General features: G+C 63.1%; 21 protein-coding genes and 4 tRNA genes. 11 read left to right on the plus strand and 14 right to left on the minus strand.

Going from position 1 to position 18403, the window contains the following annotated elements; translation table 11 throughout:
- On the minus strand, positions 1-216 hold a 216-nt coding region (locus tag AC5Y5C_RS23805; RefSeq protein WP_499977053.1), incomplete at its 3' end, for an acyl-ACP desaturase.
- Positions 217-431: 215 nt separating this feature from the next.
- Between AC5Y5C_RS23805 and AC5Y5C_RS23810 the strand changes: the two genes are divergently transcribed.
- Positions 432-779, plus strand: a complete 348-nt coding sequence (locus AC5Y5C_RS23810; RefSeq protein ID WP_499977055.1) for a hypothetical protein — start codon at positions 432-434, stop codon at positions 777-779.
- Here AC5Y5C_RS23810 and AC5Y5C_RS23815 read toward each other — a convergent pair.
- Entirely contained in the window at positions 736-1404 is a 669-nt protein-coding gene (locus AC5Y5C_RS23815; protein ID WP_499977057.1) for a TetR/AcrR family transcriptional regulator, read from the minus strand. The genes AC5Y5C_RS23810 and AC5Y5C_RS23815 overlap by 44 nt on opposite strands.
- Positions 1405-1478: 74 nt before the next feature.
- Here AC5Y5C_RS23815 and AC5Y5C_RS23820 point away from each other — a divergent pair, with 74 nt between their 5' ends.
- The 3 genes from AC5Y5C_RS23820 to AC5Y5C_RS23830 all read left to right on the plus strand — a co-directional run bounded on the left by AC5Y5C_RS23820 (position 1479) and on the right by AC5Y5C_RS23830 (position 4336).
- Positions 1479-2495, plus strand: a complete 1017-nt coding sequence (locus AC5Y5C_RS23820; RefSeq protein WP_499977059.1) for an oxygenase MpaB family protein — start codon at positions 1479-1481, stop codon at positions 2493-2495.
- A 104-nt stretch (positions 2496-2599) separates the two neighbouring features.
- Positions 2600-3583, plus strand: a complete 984-nt coding sequence (locus AC5Y5C_RS23825) for an oxygenase MpaB family protein (RefSeq protein ID WP_499977060.1) — start codon at positions 2600-2602, stop codon at positions 3581-3583.
- 78 nt (positions 3584-3661) lie between these two features.
- Complete coding sequence (locus tag AC5Y5C_RS23830) at positions 3662-4336, plus strand: GAP family protein (RefSeq protein ID WP_499977062.1); 675 nt, start codon at positions 3662-3664, stop codon at positions 4334-4336.
- A 24-nt stretch (positions 4337-4360) separates the two neighbouring features.
- Here AC5Y5C_RS23830 and AC5Y5C_RS23835 read toward each other — a convergent pair whose 3' ends face one another.
- From AC5Y5C_RS23835 to AC5Y5C_RS23845, 3 genes are read right to left on the minus strand one after another with little or no spacing between them, the layout of a single operon-like run.
- The gene (locus AC5Y5C_RS23835; protein WP_499977063.1) at positions 4361-5230 is read right to left on the minus strand and encodes a 3-hydroxyacyl-CoA dehydrogenase family protein; all 870 of its coding nucleotides are present in this window, start codon (positions 5228-5230) and stop codon (positions 4361-4363) included.
- Positions 5231-5269: 39 nt separating this feature from the next.
- Complete coding sequence (locus tag AC5Y5C_RS23840) at positions 5270-6190, minus strand: hypothetical protein (protein ID WP_499977065.1); 921 nt, start codon at positions 6188-6190, stop codon at positions 5270-5272.
- Positions 6191-6211: 21 nt separating this feature from the next.
- Entirely contained in the window at positions 6212-7105 is an 894-nt protein-coding gene (locus AC5Y5C_RS23845) for a 3-hydroxyacyl-CoA dehydrogenase NAD-binding domain-containing protein (protein ID WP_499977067.1), read from the minus strand.
- A gap of 261 nt (positions 7106-7366) precedes the next feature.
- On the opposite strand from AC5Y5C_RS23845, the gene AC5Y5C_RS23850 reads away from it, so the two are divergent.
- Positions 7367-8518 carry a PucR family transcriptional regulator gene (locus AC5Y5C_RS23850; RefSeq protein WP_499977261.1) on the plus strand — a complete coding sequence of 384 codons (1152 nt, stop codon included), beginning with the start codon at positions 7367-7369 and terminating at the stop codon, positions 8516-8518.
- Positions 8519-8550: 32 nt separating this feature from the next.
- On the opposite strand, the gene AC5Y5C_RS23855 is transcribed toward AC5Y5C_RS23850, so the two are convergent.
- Both AC5Y5C_RS23855 and AC5Y5C_RS23860 read right to left on the minus strand, forming a co-directional pair.
- Positions 8551-9408 (minus strand): SDR family NAD(P)-dependent oxidoreductase, encoded by an 858-nt coding sequence (locus tag AC5Y5C_RS23855; RefSeq protein ID WP_499977069.1) that lies wholly within the window; start codon positions 9406-9408, stop codon positions 8551-8553.
- A 40-nt stretch (positions 9409-9448) separates the two neighbouring features.
- Complete coding sequence (locus AC5Y5C_RS23860; RefSeq protein ID WP_499977071.1) at positions 9449-9946, minus strand: anthrone oxygenase family protein; 498 nt, start codon at positions 9944-9946, stop codon at positions 9449-9451.
- 102 nt (positions 9947-10048) lie between these two features.
- On the opposite strand from AC5Y5C_RS23860, the gene AC5Y5C_RS23865 reads away from it, so the two are divergent.
- Both AC5Y5C_RS23865 and AC5Y5C_RS23870 read left to right on the plus strand, forming a co-directional pair.
- Positions 10049-10513 (plus strand): hypothetical protein, encoded by a 465-nt coding sequence (locus tag AC5Y5C_RS23865; RefSeq protein ID WP_499977073.1) that lies wholly within the window; start codon positions 10049-10051, stop codon positions 10511-10513.
- A 50-nt stretch (positions 10514-10563) separates the two neighbouring features.
- A complete protein-coding gene (locus AC5Y5C_RS23870) occupies positions 10564-11466 on the plus strand; it encodes a DMT family transporter (RefSeq protein WP_499977075.1) in 903 nt (300 codons plus the stop codon).
- Between the two features lie 10 nt (positions 11467-11476).
- Here the strand turns inward: AC5Y5C_RS23870 and AC5Y5C_RS23875 are convergent, their stop codons facing one another.
- Positions 11477-12439, minus strand: a complete 963-nt coding sequence (locus AC5Y5C_RS23875) for an AraC family transcriptional regulator (RefSeq protein ID WP_499977077.1) — start codon at positions 12437-12439, stop codon at positions 11477-11479.
- A gap of 111 nt (positions 12440-12550) precedes the next feature.
- On the opposite strand from AC5Y5C_RS23875, the gene AC5Y5C_RS23880 reads away from it, so the two are divergent.
- Positions 12551-13246 carry an alpha/beta hydrolase gene (locus tag AC5Y5C_RS23880; RefSeq protein WP_499977079.1) on the plus strand — a complete coding sequence of 232 codons (696 nt, stop codon included), beginning with the start codon at positions 12551-12553 and terminating at the stop codon, positions 13244-13246.
- Here the strand turns inward: AC5Y5C_RS23880 and AC5Y5C_RS23885 are convergent.
- Entirely contained in the window at positions 13243-14589 is a 1347-nt protein-coding gene (locus tag AC5Y5C_RS23885; protein ID WP_499977082.1) for an MFS transporter, read from the minus strand. The genes AC5Y5C_RS23880 and AC5Y5C_RS23885 overlap by 4 nt on opposite strands.
- Positions 14590-14657: 68 nt before the next feature.
- Positions 14658-14733 (minus strand) — tRNA-Lys (locus AC5Y5C_RS23890).
- A gap of 140 nt (positions 14734-14873) precedes the next feature.
- Here AC5Y5C_RS23890 and AC5Y5C_RS23895 point away from each other — a divergent pair.
- The 3 genes from AC5Y5C_RS23895 (at position 14874) to AC5Y5C_RS23905 (ending at position 15163) form a co-directional block, all read left to right on the plus strand.
- A tRNA-Glu gene (locus tag AC5Y5C_RS23895) sits at positions 14874-14946 on the plus strand.
- Positions 14947-14975: 29 nt separating this feature from the next.
- Positions 14976-15052 (plus strand) — tRNA-Asp (locus tag AC5Y5C_RS23900).
- 34 nt (positions 15053-15086) lie between these two features.
- Positions 15087-15163: transfer RNA gene (locus AC5Y5C_RS23905), tRNA-Phe, on the plus strand.
- Positions 15164-15201: 38 nt separating this feature from the next.
- On the opposite strand, the gene AC5Y5C_RS23910 is transcribed toward AC5Y5C_RS23905, so the two are convergent.
- The 4 genes from AC5Y5C_RS23910 to AC5Y5C_RS23925 are packed head-to-tail and all read right to left on the minus strand — an operon-like array spanning position 15202 to position 18109.
- Positions 15202-16356, minus strand: coding sequence for a site-specific integrase (locus AC5Y5C_RS23910; protein WP_499977083.1), 1155 nt, complete (start codon positions 16354-16356; stop codon positions 15202-15204).
- Positions 16356-16592 (minus strand): helix-turn-helix transcriptional regulator, encoded by a 237-nt coding sequence (locus tag AC5Y5C_RS23915; protein WP_046362286.1) that lies wholly within the window; start codon positions 16590-16592, stop codon positions 16356-16358. The genes AC5Y5C_RS23910 and AC5Y5C_RS23915 overlap by 1 nt, the downstream gene beginning before the upstream one ends.
- A gap of 4 nt (positions 16593-16596) precedes the next feature.
- Positions 16597-16953, minus strand: coding sequence for a hypothetical protein (locus AC5Y5C_RS23920; protein WP_499977085.1), 357 nt, complete (start codon positions 16951-16953; stop codon positions 16597-16599).
- Positions 16946-18109: an FtsK/SpoIIIE domain-containing protein gene (locus AC5Y5C_RS23925; protein ID WP_499977086.1), complete on the minus strand. Its 1164-nt coding sequence runs from the start codon at positions 18107-18109 to the stop codon at positions 16946-16948. Before AC5Y5C_RS23925 ends, AC5Y5C_RS23920 begins: the two co-directional genes overlap by 8 nt.
- Positions 18110-18403 lie beyond the last annotated feature (294 nt).

Raw genomic sequence — 18403 nt, forward strand, 5'->3', positions numbered from 1 at the left:
GTTGGTGATCATCGCGACCCTGGCGACCTCGGAGAGCTTGGACTGCTCCGGATCCCAGTCCTGTCCACCCAATGCCTTGTAATTCTTGCCCTCCGACCACGGAACGTAGTCGTGGGGATTCCAGTCCTTGGTGACCCCCAGGTGGCGATGGACATTCTCCTCAACCACGGGCTCAAGCTCATGGAGCAACTCAAGGTCGGTGAATTCCTTCTGCATGGACACGTTCCTCAGGTCTCGACAGAGTTATCTGTATCTGGAAGTTGCAGTCAATATATCTGTAAACGGCGGTTGCATACAAGTGGACGGATCATGGCGCACAAATACCCTTCCGCGCACCGTCCGACGTGCGGATCAACGCCTTTCTCGCTCGGGCTGCGAGGTCGCTATACCCGCAGTATGATTGCCGACATCCCAAGGTGGAGGTGTATCCAGTGAAGTCGGTAGTCAACGCGACCATCGTGACGGTTGCGGGTGCGGGTTTCTCGTTGATGATGGCCGGGCTGGCTCATGCTGGTGGTCCGACCGATACGACCGGACAGTTCTATGGCGATGCCTCCTCCACTCTTAAGGGTGAGGGCTACACGGTCGTCGTCGCGGGCCGTTCCGGTGATCAAGTGGGCCTCGATAATTGCCTGGTTGCGCATCAGGAAGCGTTCACCGTCAAGAAGGGGCAGGACGACCGCGGAAAGATGGTCCATGTGACCTTGCGCTGCTACAAGGCTGAGGTCGCGGCCGCTAAGAAGGCTGCTGAGGAGAAGGCGAAGTCCGCAGCGACGTAAGGGGCCCAGCTGACCCAGTCAGCCCGGTTGTTGACGGCGTCGAGGTTGCACCCTGTAGCAGTATCTGCACGCAGTAGTCCACGAACCGCTGTCGGCCCACGTTCAGCTCCTCGTTCAGGTATGCCCTGAAAAGGCTTGTCAGCGCGCCCACCAGGCTGGTTGCCACCAATTGTTGCTGCACCTCGTCGGCGAGGTTGGTGCTGAGCTTTCCCTGTAACAACGCGACGAATCGCGGCAGCCAGTCATAACCGGATTCCGAAAGCGTCGGCTCAAATGTCGGCGCTATCAGGAGGACTCGCCCCATGGTGGGTTCGTCCACCATCAGTCGGACAAAAGCGTCGACACCCTCATGCGCGGATCGCGCGCCGCTGAGTGCTTCGATCGCGCGAAAGCCCACGTGGTCGTAGACCGCTCGGACAAAGGTGTCGCGGTCGGAGAAGTTCTCGTAGAAATACCGCTCAGTCATGCCCGCGGATCGGCACACCGCACGGACTGTGACGGCCGGCCGGGGGCTGAGTCCCAGCAGTCGTACGCCAGCCGCCATGAGCTCGCGCCGCCGCTCATCCGCACGTTCGGCCGCCGAGACACCCGCCCAGCTACGTCGCTGCGCTTGACCGTTCGCCACGGGCCTCCTAATCTGATGTCAAAGTTGACAACCTTGATTGTCACTATACGTCGAACTGCAACGGAGCGTTCCGAATGGTCAACGATATGTCCGAGCTCGCCCAGACGCAGCCTGTCGCCGCATCCGGCACCTTCATGACGGGCTGCCCGGTGAGCCATGGAGCGGGTCCGGCGATGCCTGTGCCGCTGGGCCCGGAGTCGTTGACCTGGAAGTACTTCGGAGACTGGCGGGGAGTGCTGCAGGGCCCGTATGCCGGGTCCATGCAGAACATGCATCCGCAGTTGGGCGCTGCGGTAGAGGAGCATTCGTTGTTCTTCCGGGAGCGCTGGCAGCGTCTCCTGCGCTCGCTGTACCCGATCGGTGGCGTGGTGTTCGACGGGGACAGGGCGCCCAGGACGGGCGCGGAGGTGCGCGACTATCACATCGGGATCAAGGGTGTAGATGCTCAGGGGCGGCGGTACAGCGCACTCAATCCCGATGTCTTCTATTGGGCACACGCCACCTTCTTCATGGGCACGATCATCGTGGCGGACTGGCTCAGCGGTGGCATCGGCGAGGCGGAAAAGCGACAGTTGTTCGACGAGCACGTGCAGTGGTACCGCATGTACGGCATGAGCATGCGGCCCGTTCCGGAAACCTGGGAGGACTTCCAGGTGTACTGGGAGCACATGTGCACCAACGTCTTAGAGGACAACAAGGCCTCGCGAGATGTGCTCGACCTGACCACTTTGGCGGTGCCGCCGTTTGCGCCCTGGATTCCTGAGGGTCTGTGGAGATTCCAGCGACGTTTGGTGGCACCGATGTTCGTGTGGCTGACTGTTGGGCTGTATCACCCCTCGGTCCGAGACCGGTTTGGGTACACATGGTCTGCGCGTGATGAGTGGTTGCACCGCAAGTTCGGTCAGGGTGTCAATCTGCTGTTCAAGTTTGTGCCCGAACGCAAGCGGCGCCACCCGCGGGCCCGGGCCGGCTGGGACCGTGCCACGGGCAGGATTACCGCCGACGCCCCGCTGGTGCAGACCCCGGATCGCAACCTGCCGCCGTTGGATGCCTGGGGCAGTTCCAAGCACTACAACCCGAAGGTCTCCTGACCCTGGCTATTTCGGTGCTTGACGTCACCACATAGGCGTCCTAGTGTCGCCTTGTAACTGAATCTAAATTCAGTTTCTGGCGATGGGCGACAACGGAGCGGCTTATGATCGACGGCGAGGTCGATTCTCTGACGGCCGGGTGTCCGGTCACCCCCGGTTCGGATCGATCCATGCCCGTGCCATTGGGGCCGGAGTCGTTGACGTGGAAGCTCACCGCGGACTGGTCCGGAATGCTGATGGGCTCGTACGCCACCGCGATGCAGAACATGCACCCCAAGCTCGGTGCCGCCGTCGAGGAGCACTCCACGTTTCTGCGTGAGCGATGGGAACGCCTACTGCGGTCGCTGTATCCGATCACCGGCGTGGTCTTCGACGGGGATCGTGCCCCGGTGACCGGCGCCGAGGTACGCGGCTATCACGTCGGTATCAAAGGTGTTGACAGTCAAGGGCGCCGCTACAGCGCACTCGACCCCGACGTCTTCTATTGGGCGCACGCAACCTTCTTCAAATCACTGTTGCTATCGGTGGAGCGATTCGGTGGCGGGCTTACCGAGGCGCAGAAACGGCAACTCTTCGACGAGCACATCGTGTGGTATCAGATGTACGGGATGAGCATGCGGCCCGTGCCCAAGACCTGGGAGGAATTCCAGGCGTACTGGGATGATATGTGCGCCAATGTCTTAGAGGACAACAAGGCGACGCGCGACTTGCTCGACTTCGCGAAGTTGCCCAAGCCGCCGTTCCTGCCGCTGATGCCGACCTGGATGTGGCGATTAGCGCTTCCCCTCTTCACCCGGTTCTCCGAGTGGGTGATGGTTGGGATGTTCGACGATCCAGTGCGAAAACGCCTGGGGTATACGTGGACCGACCGCGACGAGCGGCGTCTTGAGCGACTGGGCCGGGTAAACGCCGCGATCTTCCGCCTGGTGCCCTTCCGATGGAGGAAACATCCACGCGCACGCGCAGGGTGGGACCGGGCGGCCGGGCGGATGCCTGCCGACGCGCCGTTGCCGCAGACGTCGGCCCGCTACCTGCCGCCGGTGCCGCTGCGCGAGAGCCCCCATCACTACAGCCCCAAAGTGTCCTAGACCCCGCTCACCGGCGGCTGGCTGCCCTTCTCCACTTTTCGGCGGTGACATCGTGTTCATGGTGCGAAGATGCTGCTCATGGCAGGAAGTTGGGGCTCTGTCCTCACCGGGCTTGTTCCGCTCGGACTGGTTATCGCGCTGTCGCCGATCACGGTCATCCCGGCGGTGTTGGTTTTGCATGCGCCGAGGCCACGGCCGAGCGGTCTCGCCTTCCTCGCCGGGTGGGTGTTCGGCCTGGCCGCGCTCACGGCGGTGTGTGTCGCGGCCACCGGCCTACTCGGCGGGCTACACCGCTCGGCACCGAATTGGGCCTCGTGGGTGCGGGTGGTTCTTGGATCGGCGCTTATCCTGTTCGGCATCTACCGGTGGCTGACCCGGCATCGTCACTCCGAGTCGCCGGGCTGGATGCGATCCTTCTCCAGGATCAGCCCGGCGCGGGCGGCGATAACGGGGACGGCTTTGGTGGTGGTACGTCCCGATGTCCTGTTCATTTGCATTCCTGCGGGATTGGCGATCGGCGCCAGCGGGCTGGACGTCGCAGATCGCTGGACGGCCGCGGCATTCTTCGTCGCTCTCGCCGCGTCTTCGGTCGCCGTACCGATACTGGCCTACGCGGCCGCGGGACACCGCCTTGACGACGTGATGCGGCGACTCAAGGACTGGATGGAGAAGAACAACGCGTCCTTGATGGCAGTAATCCTGGTCGTGATCGGTGTGATGGTGCTGTACAACGGAATTCACGCCTTGAGGTGAGAAGGTCTGCTAGCCGTGTGTTCGCTACTTGTAGTCGTTGTAGAAACCTTCGCCGGACTTCACGCCCAGCTTGCCCTCGTCTACGTATTTCTTGAGAAGGTCCCGGGATCTGGCGGGGATGTAGGGGAAGTGCTTGATGTAGTTCTCTTCGATGTCGAGCGCGACGTCGAGCCCCACTCGATCGATAGCCCGGAACACACCCACTGGGCTCATACCGGATGCGAGCCAGATGCGGTCGAACTCGGGCGGTGTCGAAACGCCCTCGGCGACAACGGCTAGGGCTTCGCGCTTGATCGCGGCCCACACCCGGTTGATGATGAAGCCGACACTTTCCTTGCGGGCGACGGCGGTGACGAAGCCGTGTTTGGGCAGCTCCTCGCTGAGGATGTCGAAGATCCGTTCGTCGGTGTGTCCGTCGGTGACCAGCTCGGCCTGTGGCGCCTCGGGTGGCTGCCCGTAATGGGTGTTCAGGAATCTTTCCGGGTGCTTGACCTTGCCGATGAGCTCACTGCTCATGAAGGACGACGAGTTGGTGCCGATAATCGCATCAGGCGCAGCGATTTCGTCAAGCTGGCCGAGGATATCGATCTTGAGTGCCTGCACCTCGGGGACCGACTCGACGACATACCAAGCGTCTTTCACCGCGCTGGGCAGGTCCGTGAAGTACTCGACTGTCGCCGGTGTAGCGCCCGCATCGCTGCGGGTTTTGACCAATTCCGGGATCCGCTGATCGAGGAATCCCTTGGCTGACTTCAGCGAATCCTCGGAGACGTCGTAGAGATGCACTATGCCGCCACGTGTCGCGAAGGTGAGGGCGATGCGGCGGCCCAGTGTCCCTGCGCCCAACACGGCGACCGGGCGATTGGCGATGTTTATCGGGGGTGAGTACGTCATGTTTGGCCCCTATTCCCATTGACGATTGATGAGTTACGTTCAGATTCCAATGATTCCGGTGAAGTTTCCGTCAATCTTGGCTAACGTGCGCTCGCCACTACCGTCGAGATTGACGGCCCGAATTTCGCCTGCCATATCACTGACGTAGGCGATCCCGGCTTCCTTGTCCACCGCCAGACCGATCGCTTCCGCGAACCCGGAGGCCAGGACCGTGACGTCTCTGCCTGCCTGTCCCTGGGCGGGGATCTGCGCGCGGTTCAACGTATTTCCCGACGGGGGAGCTCCACGGTCGGTCCAGTAGATCACTTCGCCGTCAAGGTCCAGTTCGATGTCAATCGGCTCGGGCAGTCCGGACCACAACACTTCGATATCACGATTCGCCGGAGTCTGTCCCTTGGGAATTTCCAAGGAGGCCCGGAAGATTCGGCCATCTCCACCCTTGGATGGGCCTTTTTGCGTCCAGTACAGAAACCCGTTCTGCTCGTCAACAGTCAGTCCGACGCACTGATTGCGAACAATGTGACGGTCGTTGTCATTCGTGGCGACCACCACCTCGTCGCGCAGGTCGCTGCCGTCGAGCTGCACGCTGCGGATGGCCGCTCCTTCGCGATCGGACCAATACAGGCGACCGAGCGACCATGCGGCCGAAAGCTGTTTTCCGGTAACGAAACTTCCCGGCGGAAGGAGGTAGGAACGCCCACTGCCGTCGATTGCGGCTCGTTCGATGGAGCCGTTTTTAGTGTAGAAGTCGAGGTTGTCCTCGGTGGGTGGTTCGCCGGGGTGTGCGAGTGTGGGTATGCCCATGTTCGTCCAGTAAATGTGCTTCCGCGCGGGATCGACGACTATGCCATCTGGCAGTTCGTGAAGTCCGGCAACCAGTTCCGTGAATCCTTCACCCGACACGGGGAACTTCAGGATGGCTCTCTTGATCTGGTTCAGAGCCAGCAGGTATTGAAACATTATGTTCTCCTTGAGGAGTCGTTAGGTATCCAGGCTGCGGAGCGCGGCCAGGACGGCGCAGGTACGCGCGTCTCGCCGGGATAGCAGTCGTTGGTAGCTCTTTTCGCCGGTGCCGTAGACGGCGTCAATATCTTTGATCAGGTGTTCGATCACCTGCGGGTCCGCCGACGGAGTCCCGAGGGCGATCTTGCCCACTTCCGCTCCAAGCCCCTCGTAGAGGTGTCGTGCGCCCGCTGGGCCGCCTCCCAGTGCATTTCCCTCGAATAATCCCGTTGCGGCCCAGCGCAAGCCAAGTGAATTCTGCAGAGCGATGTCGAGGTCCGCGACGCTGACCACACCCTCCTCGACGAGGTACTGCGCTTCACGTGTCAGTGCGACTTGGAGGCGGTTGGCGACAAACCCGGGGACCTCCTTGCGGATCACGATCGGTGCTCGACCGAGTGCCCGATACAGCTCAAGGGCGTTCTGCAGTGTGGATTCACTCGTGTGCGCTCCGGGAACCACCTCAACCAGCGGCATCAATTCGGGCGGATTGAAAGGATGACCGACAATGACCCGGTCGCCGGCACTCAGGCCGTCTGCAATGAGGGTTGCCCCGATGGAGGAACTCGACGTGGCCAGGACCGCGTGCCCGGGTGCCGAATCGAGAATCTGGCCGAACAGTTCATGTTTGATGGCCAGGCGCTCGGGGCCGTTCTCCTGAACCAGATCGGCTTCTGCGACCACATCTGCCAGCGTGTGGCTCACGAACACGTCGGGATCCTCAGTGCCGAAGGCCGCTTCGGCCACCGCGTCGAGATCGTCTCGGGGATCGGTGATCCCGACTCGCCACCCATGGTCGCGGGCCAGCCGTGCCCAGGAGAGTCCGATGACGCCGGCCCCGACGACTGCCATGGTCTTCTGTCGATCGCTCATTGCCCTCTGCTTCCTGCGTGATTTCTTAGCAACGTCATTGCCCGACCCGATACCGCGTGGGCTACGTCCCGTGGTTGCGATATCCCGCGAGGCATAAGTTCTGGATTAATAAACAACATAGCCACTTCGAATCCGCACGTCGATGGCTGTATAGCCAACATTTCAGGTTTCTAGATTGTCCATTTGAACAATTAGGCGGGTGGAACTCGAGTTATCCTGGTACTCGTGAGCGGAGCACAATCAGGCAACGCGGGCGCAAATCTGCAGTCGGTCGGCCGCCAGCTGCTCGCCCGGGTGGACGAGCTCTGCCTCGAACAGTGCCGAATCATTCGTGAACGCGTCGCGGCATACCGAGACCCGGCGCTGGTCACCGAGGAGGACCTGTTCGCGGTGGGCCGTGACCAGACGGTGTTCCTGCTGGAGTCAATGGGCTCGGGTGCCCCTGAGGTGGGCGCAGCGGCCCGGGTCGGCAGACTTCGTGCCGAACAAGGAGTTCCGCTGGCAGACGTGATGTCGGCATATCGATCGGCAAGCCAGTTTTTGTGGGATCAACTTTCGCAGGCGATTGACGACGCCGGGCTGTCTCGGCAGGAGCTGCGGGCCGCTGCCACGCAGGCCTGGCAGAACCAAGACAGATATACCGATGCGATGGCTGAGGGATACCGCGATGTGGTCACCGAGCAGCTCATCCAACGGGATCAGGAACGTGCCGCGCTGGTGGGTGGGCTCATCGATGGCCGCCTACCTCCGGGAACGACCGCGTGGGATGCGGTGCATCTACTCGGGTTGCCAGAGTCCGGGTGTTTCGTCGTGGTCGCCATTGACTCGGCATCGCTCGACTACCGTGCGTTGCGGGCCACGGAAAGAGCCCTCCGTGACCGTGGTTTCGCTTCAGCATGGAGGGTTGAACCCGACATGCAGGTTGGTGTGGTCGCACTGGTTACGCGCTCGCGTCTCGTCGAGTTGGGGGAGGCGTTACGCGATCTCGTCCCGCAGCGGATCGGTATCAGCCCCGTGTATGAGGGTTATCCCCCGCCGGGTTCCCCACTCAACTACGCGAAGGCGGCTTTGCTTGCGGCTTCCGAGGATGAGGCGGTTGTCGCGTTCGATACGAATCCCTATGCCGTGGCGGCTGTTACCGATCCGCAAACGATGGAGCGTTACTGCAACCTGGTGTTGGGCGGCCTCGCTGACATTGGTGCCGCGGATCGGGAATTGCTCGTAAGCACGTTTCAGCAGTGGGTGCTCTGCGACGGTTCCATCCCGGCCACCGCGGGGGCGTTGTTCTGTCATCCGAACACCGTGCGATACCGGCTGCGCAGGCTGAAGCAATTGACAGGACGTGATACTGCCCGTCCCCGGGACATCGCTGAGCTCCATCTCGCTATCGAAGCCGAGCGTCGCCTGCATTGACCGTATGTGCGCTTGTCCGGCTTCAGCGTGTCCTACCTGCGCACCGGCAGCGGCTCGACACCGACGAGCTCGCAGCTCTTGGCGTAGAGATCATCCTGCGCCGCTACATTTTTTGTGTAGCGCCGCACCGGGCTCGGCTTTTGTGCGGTGAGGTAGTCCCCATTGCGCCCGTGGTGTTCCTCCGCCACTGCCATGTCCGTGATCAGCTGGCTGGGCCGCTCGGGTGTGATCAGCGCCAGCATTACCAGCGGCCGGATGGGCTGCGGTATCTCACGCCAGATCTCGGATCTGACGTTGCCCGGATGTAGCGCGTTCGACGTGACTCCAGCGGGGAGGCGGCGGGCAAGGGCATTGCTGAACATGAGATTGCCCATCTTCGACTGCGCATAGGCGGAGAAGGTGAAGTAGAAATGCCTGCCGCGCCAGGTCTTTTCATTGATCCTGCCCACGCTGTGGGCGACGGAGGCCAGGTGGATGACGCGGGCATCGCCGGTTCGGGCGGCCTGCAGCTGCGGAAGTAGCAGGTGTGTCAGCAGGAAGGGGCCCAGATAGTTGGCACCCCACTGCAGTTCGAATCCGTCCTCGGTTCTGGACTGGCGCATCGGTGAGGCGCCGGCATTGTTGATCAACACATCGACCTGGGGATGCTGTGCGGCCAGCTCGCCGGCGAAACGGCGGATGTGCTCGAACGAGGACAGATCCAGCGACATGACGTCGACCTGAGCGCCCGGCGTTGCGGCCAGGATTTCATCGCGCGCTGCCTGGGCCTTCTGCTGATTGCGGCAGGCCATCACGACGGTGTGCCCATCGGCGGCCAGCCGGTGCGCCGTGGCCAGGCCGATTCCGGCGTTCGCGCCGGTGATGACCACCGTTCTCGGGGTGCTGGGCATGTTGATCTCCTCGTCGAGACGTCCGGAACAGGGGGAAGTCTCACACGGGGGTGGCCGGGTGTCGACCGGCGGACTGCCAGACAAGGCGCAGGGCTCTCAGTGTGAACAGCAGGGCAATGGCGGTGAGGACCACCCGGATGAGGTTCAGCACATTCCACTGCAGGGCGAGCTGACGCAGCTCACTGGGTGTTTCGCCGAGGGATCCGAAGAAGAGCGTCATGTTGAGTGTGACGATGATGTAGACGGACAGGACCACGGCTGCGATCTCGACGAGGCAGGCCAAGAGCAGTGAGAGTTTCTCGGGGGCCCTGCGCGGGGTGCGCACGAACCAGACGATCAGGGTGACGGCGGCGATCTGGGTGAGGGGGATGTAGTAGTACACGGGATTGGTCACCTCGGTGAACTGCTGAAAGGCCTTCAGCTGCTCCTTGGTGTCACCGGCGATGTTCGGTCCTATCACGATGGCCTCGTAGAGGTTTCCGAAGAACCACATCGCGATCCCGAACACGGTGAAATACATCAGTATTCGACGGCCCATCGGCACATGATCCCAAGATTGTGGAGCGATACGGCCGAAAGTCGTCGAAATATGGCCAGTGCCGGACTTTCGGCACCGCGGCGGGACCGATACCGTCTGCGCGTGACCAAGGTATTGCTCTCGATTCACGTGCTGGCGGTGATTCTCGCGGTGGGCCCAATCGCCGTGGCAGCCAGCATGTTTCCGGCGTTCGCACGTCGCGCCGCGGCCTCGCCCGACGGCACTGGCGAGTTAGGAAGCCTGCGCACCCTGCATCGGGTCTGCCGGGTGTACGCGGCGGTAGGGATCGCGATTCCGATGTTCGGGCTGCCGCTGGCCGATCTGATGGGAGTCCTGGGCACTCCCTGGCTGATCGCATCGCTGGTGCTCACAGGGGCGGCAGCGGTGGTGCTGGTGTTTGTGGTGTTGCCGCGGCAGCAGCGGGTATTGGCCCAGCTGGGCCAAGGCGAGTCGCTCGATGGACGGGTGTTCGCGCGGTTGGCGATGTTCACCGGCATCTTCAACCTGCTGTGGGCGGTGGTGACCGTACTCATGATCGTGCGCCCGGGATCCAGCACCGGGGCGTAACGGCGGAAAACCGCTAGCGCCGGCGGTCGATGGTCCTGTCCAATCGATAGGTGGATACCGCGACCGTCGCCCCGGCCCGTAATCGCTGGCTTCCCTTTCAGTTCGCCGCCCTTGCCCTGGTGTGGGGTGCGAGCTTCCTGTTCATCAAGATCGGACTGCAGGGCCTGTCGGCGCTGCAGGTGGCGGTTGCACGCCTGGATTTCGGTGCCCTTACTCTCGTTTCCCTGATTCTGTTGCTACGAGTTCCGCTGCCGCGCCAAGCCAAGACATGGGGGCATATCGCCGTCGTCTCGCTGACGCTGTGCGTCATCCCGTTCGTGCTGTACCCGTGGGCCGAGCAGAGCATCGACTCCGGGTTGGCGAGCATCTACAACGCGGCAACCCCGTTGATGACCACGATGGTGACGTTCGTCGCGCTGCGCGCTGAGCGTCCCGGCCGGATGCAGCAGCTCGGATTGGCGTTGGGCTTCCTGGGTGTCTGTGTGGTCCTGGCTCCGTGGCAGTTGATCGGCCACGGCGGCCCGGTGCTCGCACAATTCGCCTGCCTCGGGGCCACGCTGAGCTACGGAATCGGCTTTGTCTACATGCGCAAATACGTCACACCGCTGAGCCTGCCCGCGCTGGCGGTCGCCGGAATCCAGGTGGGCGTGGGGGCGGTGCTGATGACCGTCGTGGTGACGCTGGCCGACCGCCACCGCGTCGACGCGACACCCGCGGTGGTGCTGAGCATGCTCGCCCTCGGGGTGCTGGGGACCGGATTGGCCTACGTCTGGAATACCCGCATCATCAACGGATGGGGTGCCACCGCGGCCTCGTCGGTCACCTATCTGACCCCGGTCATCGGGGTGCTGCTGGGTGCGGTGTTGTTGGGTGAGCACATCGGCTGGCACGAACCACTGGGCGGGGCGATTGTGATCGCCGGAATTGTGCTGAGCCGCAGGGGCAGTGGCTGACCAGTGCAGGTCATTGAGGCCGGTGTCTCATGCGCCAACGCAGCGGAGGCTCGCCGAACCGGCGCTGGAATGCCCGGCTGAAGGCGGCATCTGAGGTGTAACCCACAGCCCTGCCGACCTGACTCACCGCATCGGTACTGAAGCGCAGAAGATGCGCCGCCCGATCGAGCCGTCGTTCGGTGATGTAACTGGCGGGCGGCTGCCCCAGCAGCGCGGTGAACCGCTGCGTGAAGGCCGAGCGTGACTGCTGCGCGTGCTTGGAGAGCTCTGCGATGGACCAGGGGTGCTCCAGGTTGTTGTGTATCGCGGTGAGCACGGGGGCCAGGCGCGGGTCCATGGCCGCGGTGAGCCAGCCGGGTTCGGCGCGATCGGATGTCGACCACTCCCGCAGCGCATGGATGAACAGCAGGTCCAGGATCCGCGACAGCATCACCCAGGATCCAGGGCTGGGCGTGACGACCTCGGCCAGTACGAGCTGAAGAGACAGGGAGAGCCATTCATGGCCGGGCTGGTCGGCCCGAACGACGATGGCCGGCGGCAAGACCGACAGCAGCGGGTCGGCGGCTGTCTTCTCCGCGGTGAACCGCCCACTGACCCAACGCGTTGCGGTCGAGGTGTTGCGCGCATCGACGTGCCGATCCGCCGCAGACAGGCTTCGCACGCAGCAGGGCTCGCCCTTGGCGAGGCGGTGTGCGGTACCGCGTGCCAGGAGCACCATGTCTCCTGCGCCGAGGGTGTACTCAAGATCTCCGTCGATATGTACCCGGAGCCCGGGGGTCTCTGCGATGTGGAGTACGCGATCGCTGGACGGAAGGGCGATATCGAAGGGCGGCTCGGAGGAGCAACGCATCACAGTTTCGCCCCTCAACCCTATGGCGGCGAGGACGCTGGAGAAGGCGTCGATATCTGTCGAGTCTGAGAACCAGCTGTGCGATTTTGGCCGATCGGCAAAATATTCAGGATGATCGGTCATACCACTTGCTCCATAGTCCAAATATGTTGGAGGAGCCCCGGTAAGTCAACAGTGCCGCCGACGGCGGACACGACGGGGTTGAGCTCGTCCAACATCTACTGAGAGGCAGATATGTCCAGCAAACCGGCCATCGTCCTGGTCCACGGATTCTGGGGTGGCGCCGCACATTGGGGGAACGTGATCGTCGAGCTGCATAAGCGCGGCTACGAGGAGCTCTACGCGGTCGAGAACCCGTTGACGTCACTGGCCGATGACGCTGCCCGCACGCGGCAGATGGTCCAGCAGATCGACGGGCCGGTGCTCCTTGTCGGGCACTCGTACGGCGGCGCCGTGATCACCGAGGCGGGCGATCTTCCGAATGTGATCGGCTTGGTCTACGTCGCGGCGTTCGCCCCCGATGCGGGCGAGAGCCCCGGACAGCTGACCGAGCAGCTGCCGCCCGCCGCAGCCGCCAATCTGGCCCCCGACAGCGATGGCTATCTGTGGATCAAGCAGGACAAGTTCCGTGAGAGCTTCGCCCAGGACCTGCCCGACGAGGCGGCCCTCGTCATGGCCGTCACTCAGAAGGCGCCGCTGGCATCGACATTCGGGGACGCCATCACCGCGCCCGCGTGGAAGGCCAAGCCCTCCTGGTATCAGGTATCCACGCAAGACCGGATGATCAACCCGGAGAACGAACGCAAGATGGCGCAGCGGATCAACCCCCGCAAGACCATCGAACTGGATGCCAGCCACGCCTCGCTGGCGTCGCAGCCCGTCGCGGTTGCCGACCTCATCTCCGAGGCGGCACAGGACGTTACCGGCTAAGGGACACGTCGGATGGGGGCATCGGCAGGTGCTGCCGATGCCCCCATCGGCGTGAGTTGGCGCGCCAAGTCTTCAGTAAAGGCCTCGTCGGCAAGGTCTTCGAGCTCCTTGCCCTTGGTTTCTGGGCCCAGCAGGTATCCGACAATCGTCAGAATCCACAGGCCGCTGAGCGCCAGATAGGGCGTTTGGATTCCGTAATGCGTTATGGCCCAGCCCACCAGGGTTGGCGCGGCAATGGAGACGACGCGGCCGCCGCCGACCGCGATGCCGAATCCGGTGCCGCGCAACACGGTCGGGAAGAGTTCGGCGACATAGGTATCGCCGACCCCCCACAGCCAGCCGAGCGTGGCGATGGAGATGGCGCCGAACACCAAATACTGCGAGAGCGAGTCTGAGGTGGCTCCCAATGCGGTGGAAGCGATTTCGATGACTGCGGCGAGGATGGCCGAGGGGCGTCGCCCTATCCAGTCGGCGAGCGCGGTGCCGATGAAGACGAAAACGGCCTGCAGCAGAAAGAAGATCAGCGCATAGCGGATCGCTTCTACCGAGGTGGCGTGGAATTTCTTGACGATGTAGGTGGTCAGGAACAGTGTCATGCCCCAGTAGCCGACCGCATTGGCGGTGTAGACGAGCCAGCCGACGATGAGGCGCCGTCGCACGCCAGGCAGATGCCACAGCCTGGGTTTGGGGGCTCCGCGTTCGACCTTGGCCTGCGTCGCTGTGTAGCGGTGTGATTCCTTGATGCCTTGCCGGGCAAGGAAAAGCACGACCGCCGGGACGATCGCGACGATGAAGGCCGCTTGCCAGCCGAAACGGGGAACCAGCACCAAGGCAACTCCGGCGGCCAGGACGTATCCCAGCGAGAAGAGTGAAAAGATCACGCCACCAACGCCTATGGCTCGGGTCTTGGCCGGCCATACCTCGGCGGTGTAAGGGGCCCCCACCGCGAGTTCACCGGCCCCGCCGACACCCGTGAGGAACCGCAGCCCGGTGAAGGCGGCGACGTTCGTGGTGAGACCTGCCAGGGCGGTCGTGATGCCGTACAGCAGGATCGAGGCCCCGAGTGTTGTTTTGCGGCCCCATCGGTCGGCGGCGAGGCCGAATCCGATGGTGCCGATCGTGTAGCCGAGGAGAAAGATCGAGCCGATGTATCCGGCTTGAGCCTCGGTGATGTGCAGGGTCTTCTTGATCTCGGGCAGCACCAGACCGTAGATGTTCACCGCGTACGAGTCGAAGCCGTACCCCAGGCCCGCCGTCACGGCGACGAAGAACGCCTGCCGGAACGTCACGGGCTGGGACTGGGGCGCTGCGGTCTCGGTGGTGCTCTGGGCCGTGGACGTCATTTCCGAACGGTATGCAGCGATGGAGGGCCTGATAAGGCTCCTGCTCCCGCTGATCGCAACCGGCGCGCTGGTGCCCCCACCAGGGCTCGAACCTGGGACCTGCGGATTAAAAGTCCGTAGCTCTACCAACTGAGCTATAGGGGCGTGCCGAGACAGAATACTGGTCGCGCCGGTGAGCCAGCACCGAGGTAATCCGGTTTGGGTTCTGGGGAGGTTGTGCCCTAAGCTAGGCGAGCTCCCAACGTGACCACGTTGACGAGTACCCCGGAGTGATTCGGACATGGGCCCCCATCGTCTAGTGGCCTAGGACGCCGCCCTTTCACGGCGGTAGCACGGGTTCGAATCCCGTTGGGGGTACGCAACCAGGCATACTGGGAGCAGAGTAAGGCCCTGTGGCGCAGTTGGTTAGCGCGCCGCCCTGTCACGGCGGAGGTCGCGGGTTCGAGTCCCGTCAGGGTCGCCAGTACGGCGAGGCAGTTTCTGTGGATCTGCCGTCCGGCCAGGTAGCTCAGTTGGTACGAGCGTCCGCCTGAAAAGCGGAAGGTCGCCGGTTCGATCCCGGCCCTGGCCACCATTCTTCACCTGCATCGACACGGGTCTTGCACTCGGTTGTCAGTTGGACTCGTCCGGTTCTTGTCCGGTCGTCGTTGTGTGAACCTCATTCGCGTGAAGCTGATCGAGGTTGGTAGCCACCTGGTCCAGTTCGTCGGAATAGAGGTCGCTGTAGATATTCGCGGTCACGGTCGGCGTCGAATGGCCCATCGTTTTCTGCACATAGCGCAGGTCTGCACCGGACTTCCTGGCCAGGCTGGCGTAGCTATGCCGCAGCTCGTGAATGGTCAGCGGTGCGAGGTGCGTCTTCTTGAGGGCTGTGTTCCAGTGTGTGTGCCTGGGCCAGTTGTTGGATCGCAGCATTGCCCCATTGGGTGACGTGACGGCGGGCTCGTCCGGAGCACGGCCGCTGATTCGATGTTTCAGGATGTCGACCACGACCAGCGGGAGCGGGACGGTTCGGATGCCGGCCCGGGTCTTCGGCGGTCCGATCACGATGCGGCCCTCGACTTCTGGTGCCGCCCTTCTGACGTAGAGGCGGCGGGCCGCGAGGTCGACGTCCTTGACTCGGAGGCCGACGAGTTCGGACCAGCGCAGGCCGGTGTAGGCGAGGATCGTCACGACGTCGCCTTGGTCGCCGCACGCGGCAGTGAGTGTCTGGACCTCCTGCGCGGTGAGATAACGATGACGTTCCCGCTCGGGAATGCGCCCTGCTGACACGCTGATCGCGGGGTTGCGGTGGATGCGGCCATCCTGGTGGGCCACGTCGAGGATCGAACGCAGGAGCCGCAGCGTCGACACCTTCGCCCAGGGTCCGACCAGCAGGCCGTCGACGAATGCCTGAACGTCGGCGCGGGTGATCTCGTCGACGGGCACATGACCGAACCGCGGTGCGATGCGCAGCTCCCAGTGCTGGGTGTATCCGCTCCATGTTTTCGCCGATACCGCGGGCTTCTTGGATTCAGAAAACTGCGTCCAAATCCGGCATAGCGGTGTGCGGCCGAGGCGAGGATCGAATTGACGCGCGCCGAGCGCGGATTCATTGTCACGTTCGGCTTTGAATGCCTTCGCCTCGCGCAGGGTCGGGAACGTGGCCGACGTTTCGACCCAGCCTGACGACGCGTCAGGATCGCGGATCAGGTAGCGGACTTGGTAGCGGGGTTCCCTGGCTGCATTGAGTCGCTTTCGGATGCCGCGTGGAGTGTTGCCGGCCATTACCGACGCACCTGCTTCAGCCAAGACCGGACTTCAGCGCAATCCCAGCGGCGTACCCGCTCTGACAACGTGTAGCAGGGCGGGCCGATCTGTTCGCCGGTCGTTTCGCGGATCGCCGCCCAGCGGTTGAGCGTCGCGGCAGAGACGCCGAGCAGCGCCGACACCTGGTCTGCGGTCAGCAGCTCAGGGAAGTTGCCGGCGGCGACTAGAGCCTCCCGGAGGCCGTGAGTGACCATCGCTTCACCTCGTAGTCGGTCGCAGGTGCGTAGGCGGCAGATCGATGCCGGCACGGACGGAGTCGAACCAGGCTCGTGTACTTGGCAATCCGGCGTCGGTGTCGGCTTGGCCACCGGTGATTCCCCATAGATCGAATGCCCAACGATCCAGCGCGGAGATCGTTGTCTCACCGCATCGCTGGAGTTCGGCACCGTCGCCCAGTACCAGAGCGGTGCCGATCACCTCGCCGCGTGACCAGAGATGCCGGTAGTCGTCCCACCCGTATCTGCGGACCAGGTTGGCACGGTGCATCAGATCGTCTGCATGCCGAGCCAATTGATTCTGGTCGGGTGGTTCAAAGATGGCCCAGTCGTCATTCATTGCGCTGCCCTCCGACGGTGCGCGACCGTCCGTATTGCTGTGCAGTGGAGCGGATTTGGTCATCGGTCCAGAAATCGGAGCGCACCTTGGTTACCTGTCCATCCTCGGCAACGACGTAGCCGGTGCCCGGTCTTTCTGGACTGATCCGGTGTGCGGGTGCGGCATCAGCCAGCCCGTCGCCGAGGACCATCGTGACTTCGTCGCGGGACCGCAGTCGAAGCGCGACGGTCTGGGTAAACAGCCCCCGCATCGGCAGGACTTCTTTGCGGGGATCCTGCAGAAACGCGGCCACCACGATTCCCAGCGCGCGACCTTTGGTGAGGATCCGCGACAACGAGATAGCGGCTTCTTTGCGCAGTGCTGGATCGCTCATGTACGCGGTTACGCCGGCCAGTTCGTCGATCAGCAGAACAACGAGGGGAGAGGCCTTGGTCGGACAGTGTTCGCGTGTGTGACCTGCCATCGCATTGCCGCGTTCGTTCATCAACTTCTCCAGCGCGGCAAGGGTTTCCACGGCATCGGCTTCTGTCGTGGCGATCTTGGTGAACAGGCCGGGGCCGACCGACAGTTCGATGCCGTATTTCAGGTCGATTCCCACCAGGCGAACCACGCCGGCGGCAACAGCGGGGCCGAGCCCACCAGCGATGCCCCAGAAGACGGAACCTTTGCCTGCACCTGAGCAGCCCACAGTGAGGGTGTGCCGGCCGCTCAACGGCAGGGTCCACGCAGACCCGTTCTCGCATCGCCCGAGCGTGACTCGCGCTGTCGCAACTGCACCGCCCCGGGGAATAGATGCGTCAATCTGGTCCAACCTGTCGGCGAGCAGTCGTTGTGACCGTGCATCGACCGCGAGGACGGGTGCGAGCCCGATCAGTTCGCCAGCGGCCTTGCGCGCCAGTTGCGCGCCAACGTCCTCGCTCGCGTCGACGAGCAGGATCGGCAGGAGGCGTCCCTCTGCGGACAGCGCCTCCCACACAAAGTCCGAGTGTTGCGGGTTCACCCAGTTGAACCGCTCGTCAACCCGACTGGGTCCGGACCAGTACTGCAGGTCGCGGTCTCGAAGGAGCAAGACAAGGAGATACGGCCGGCGAAAAAAGTCGATGCCTGTCGGCGCAAGGACGCCGTCCAGCGACTCGCGCCCCAGCTCAATCCTCACGGCAGTCCCGTCGCCTTCCGTGAAAACCGTAACGATACAAATGAAGTCCGCTCGGCCACTACGACTGATCTCGGTTCTCACCGCGACGACTAACGCTGTTACGTCAGGAGTGCCTTCGGTGGACCAGGAGACACGACTGTCGTTCCGGTCCTTGTGGTCGCTGACGAGAGTGATCGTTCCGTCGGTTTGGAGAGCCTCGGCATCCAGCGTCGGAGTGTGCTCGAAACTCAGCCACTCCGCGAGGTGGCGCTTAACGCGGTTACGAACATCCGTCGGCGTCAGTTCGGAACCTTC

The sequence above is a fragment of the Mycobacterium sp. NGS15 genome (assembly GCF_059813245.1).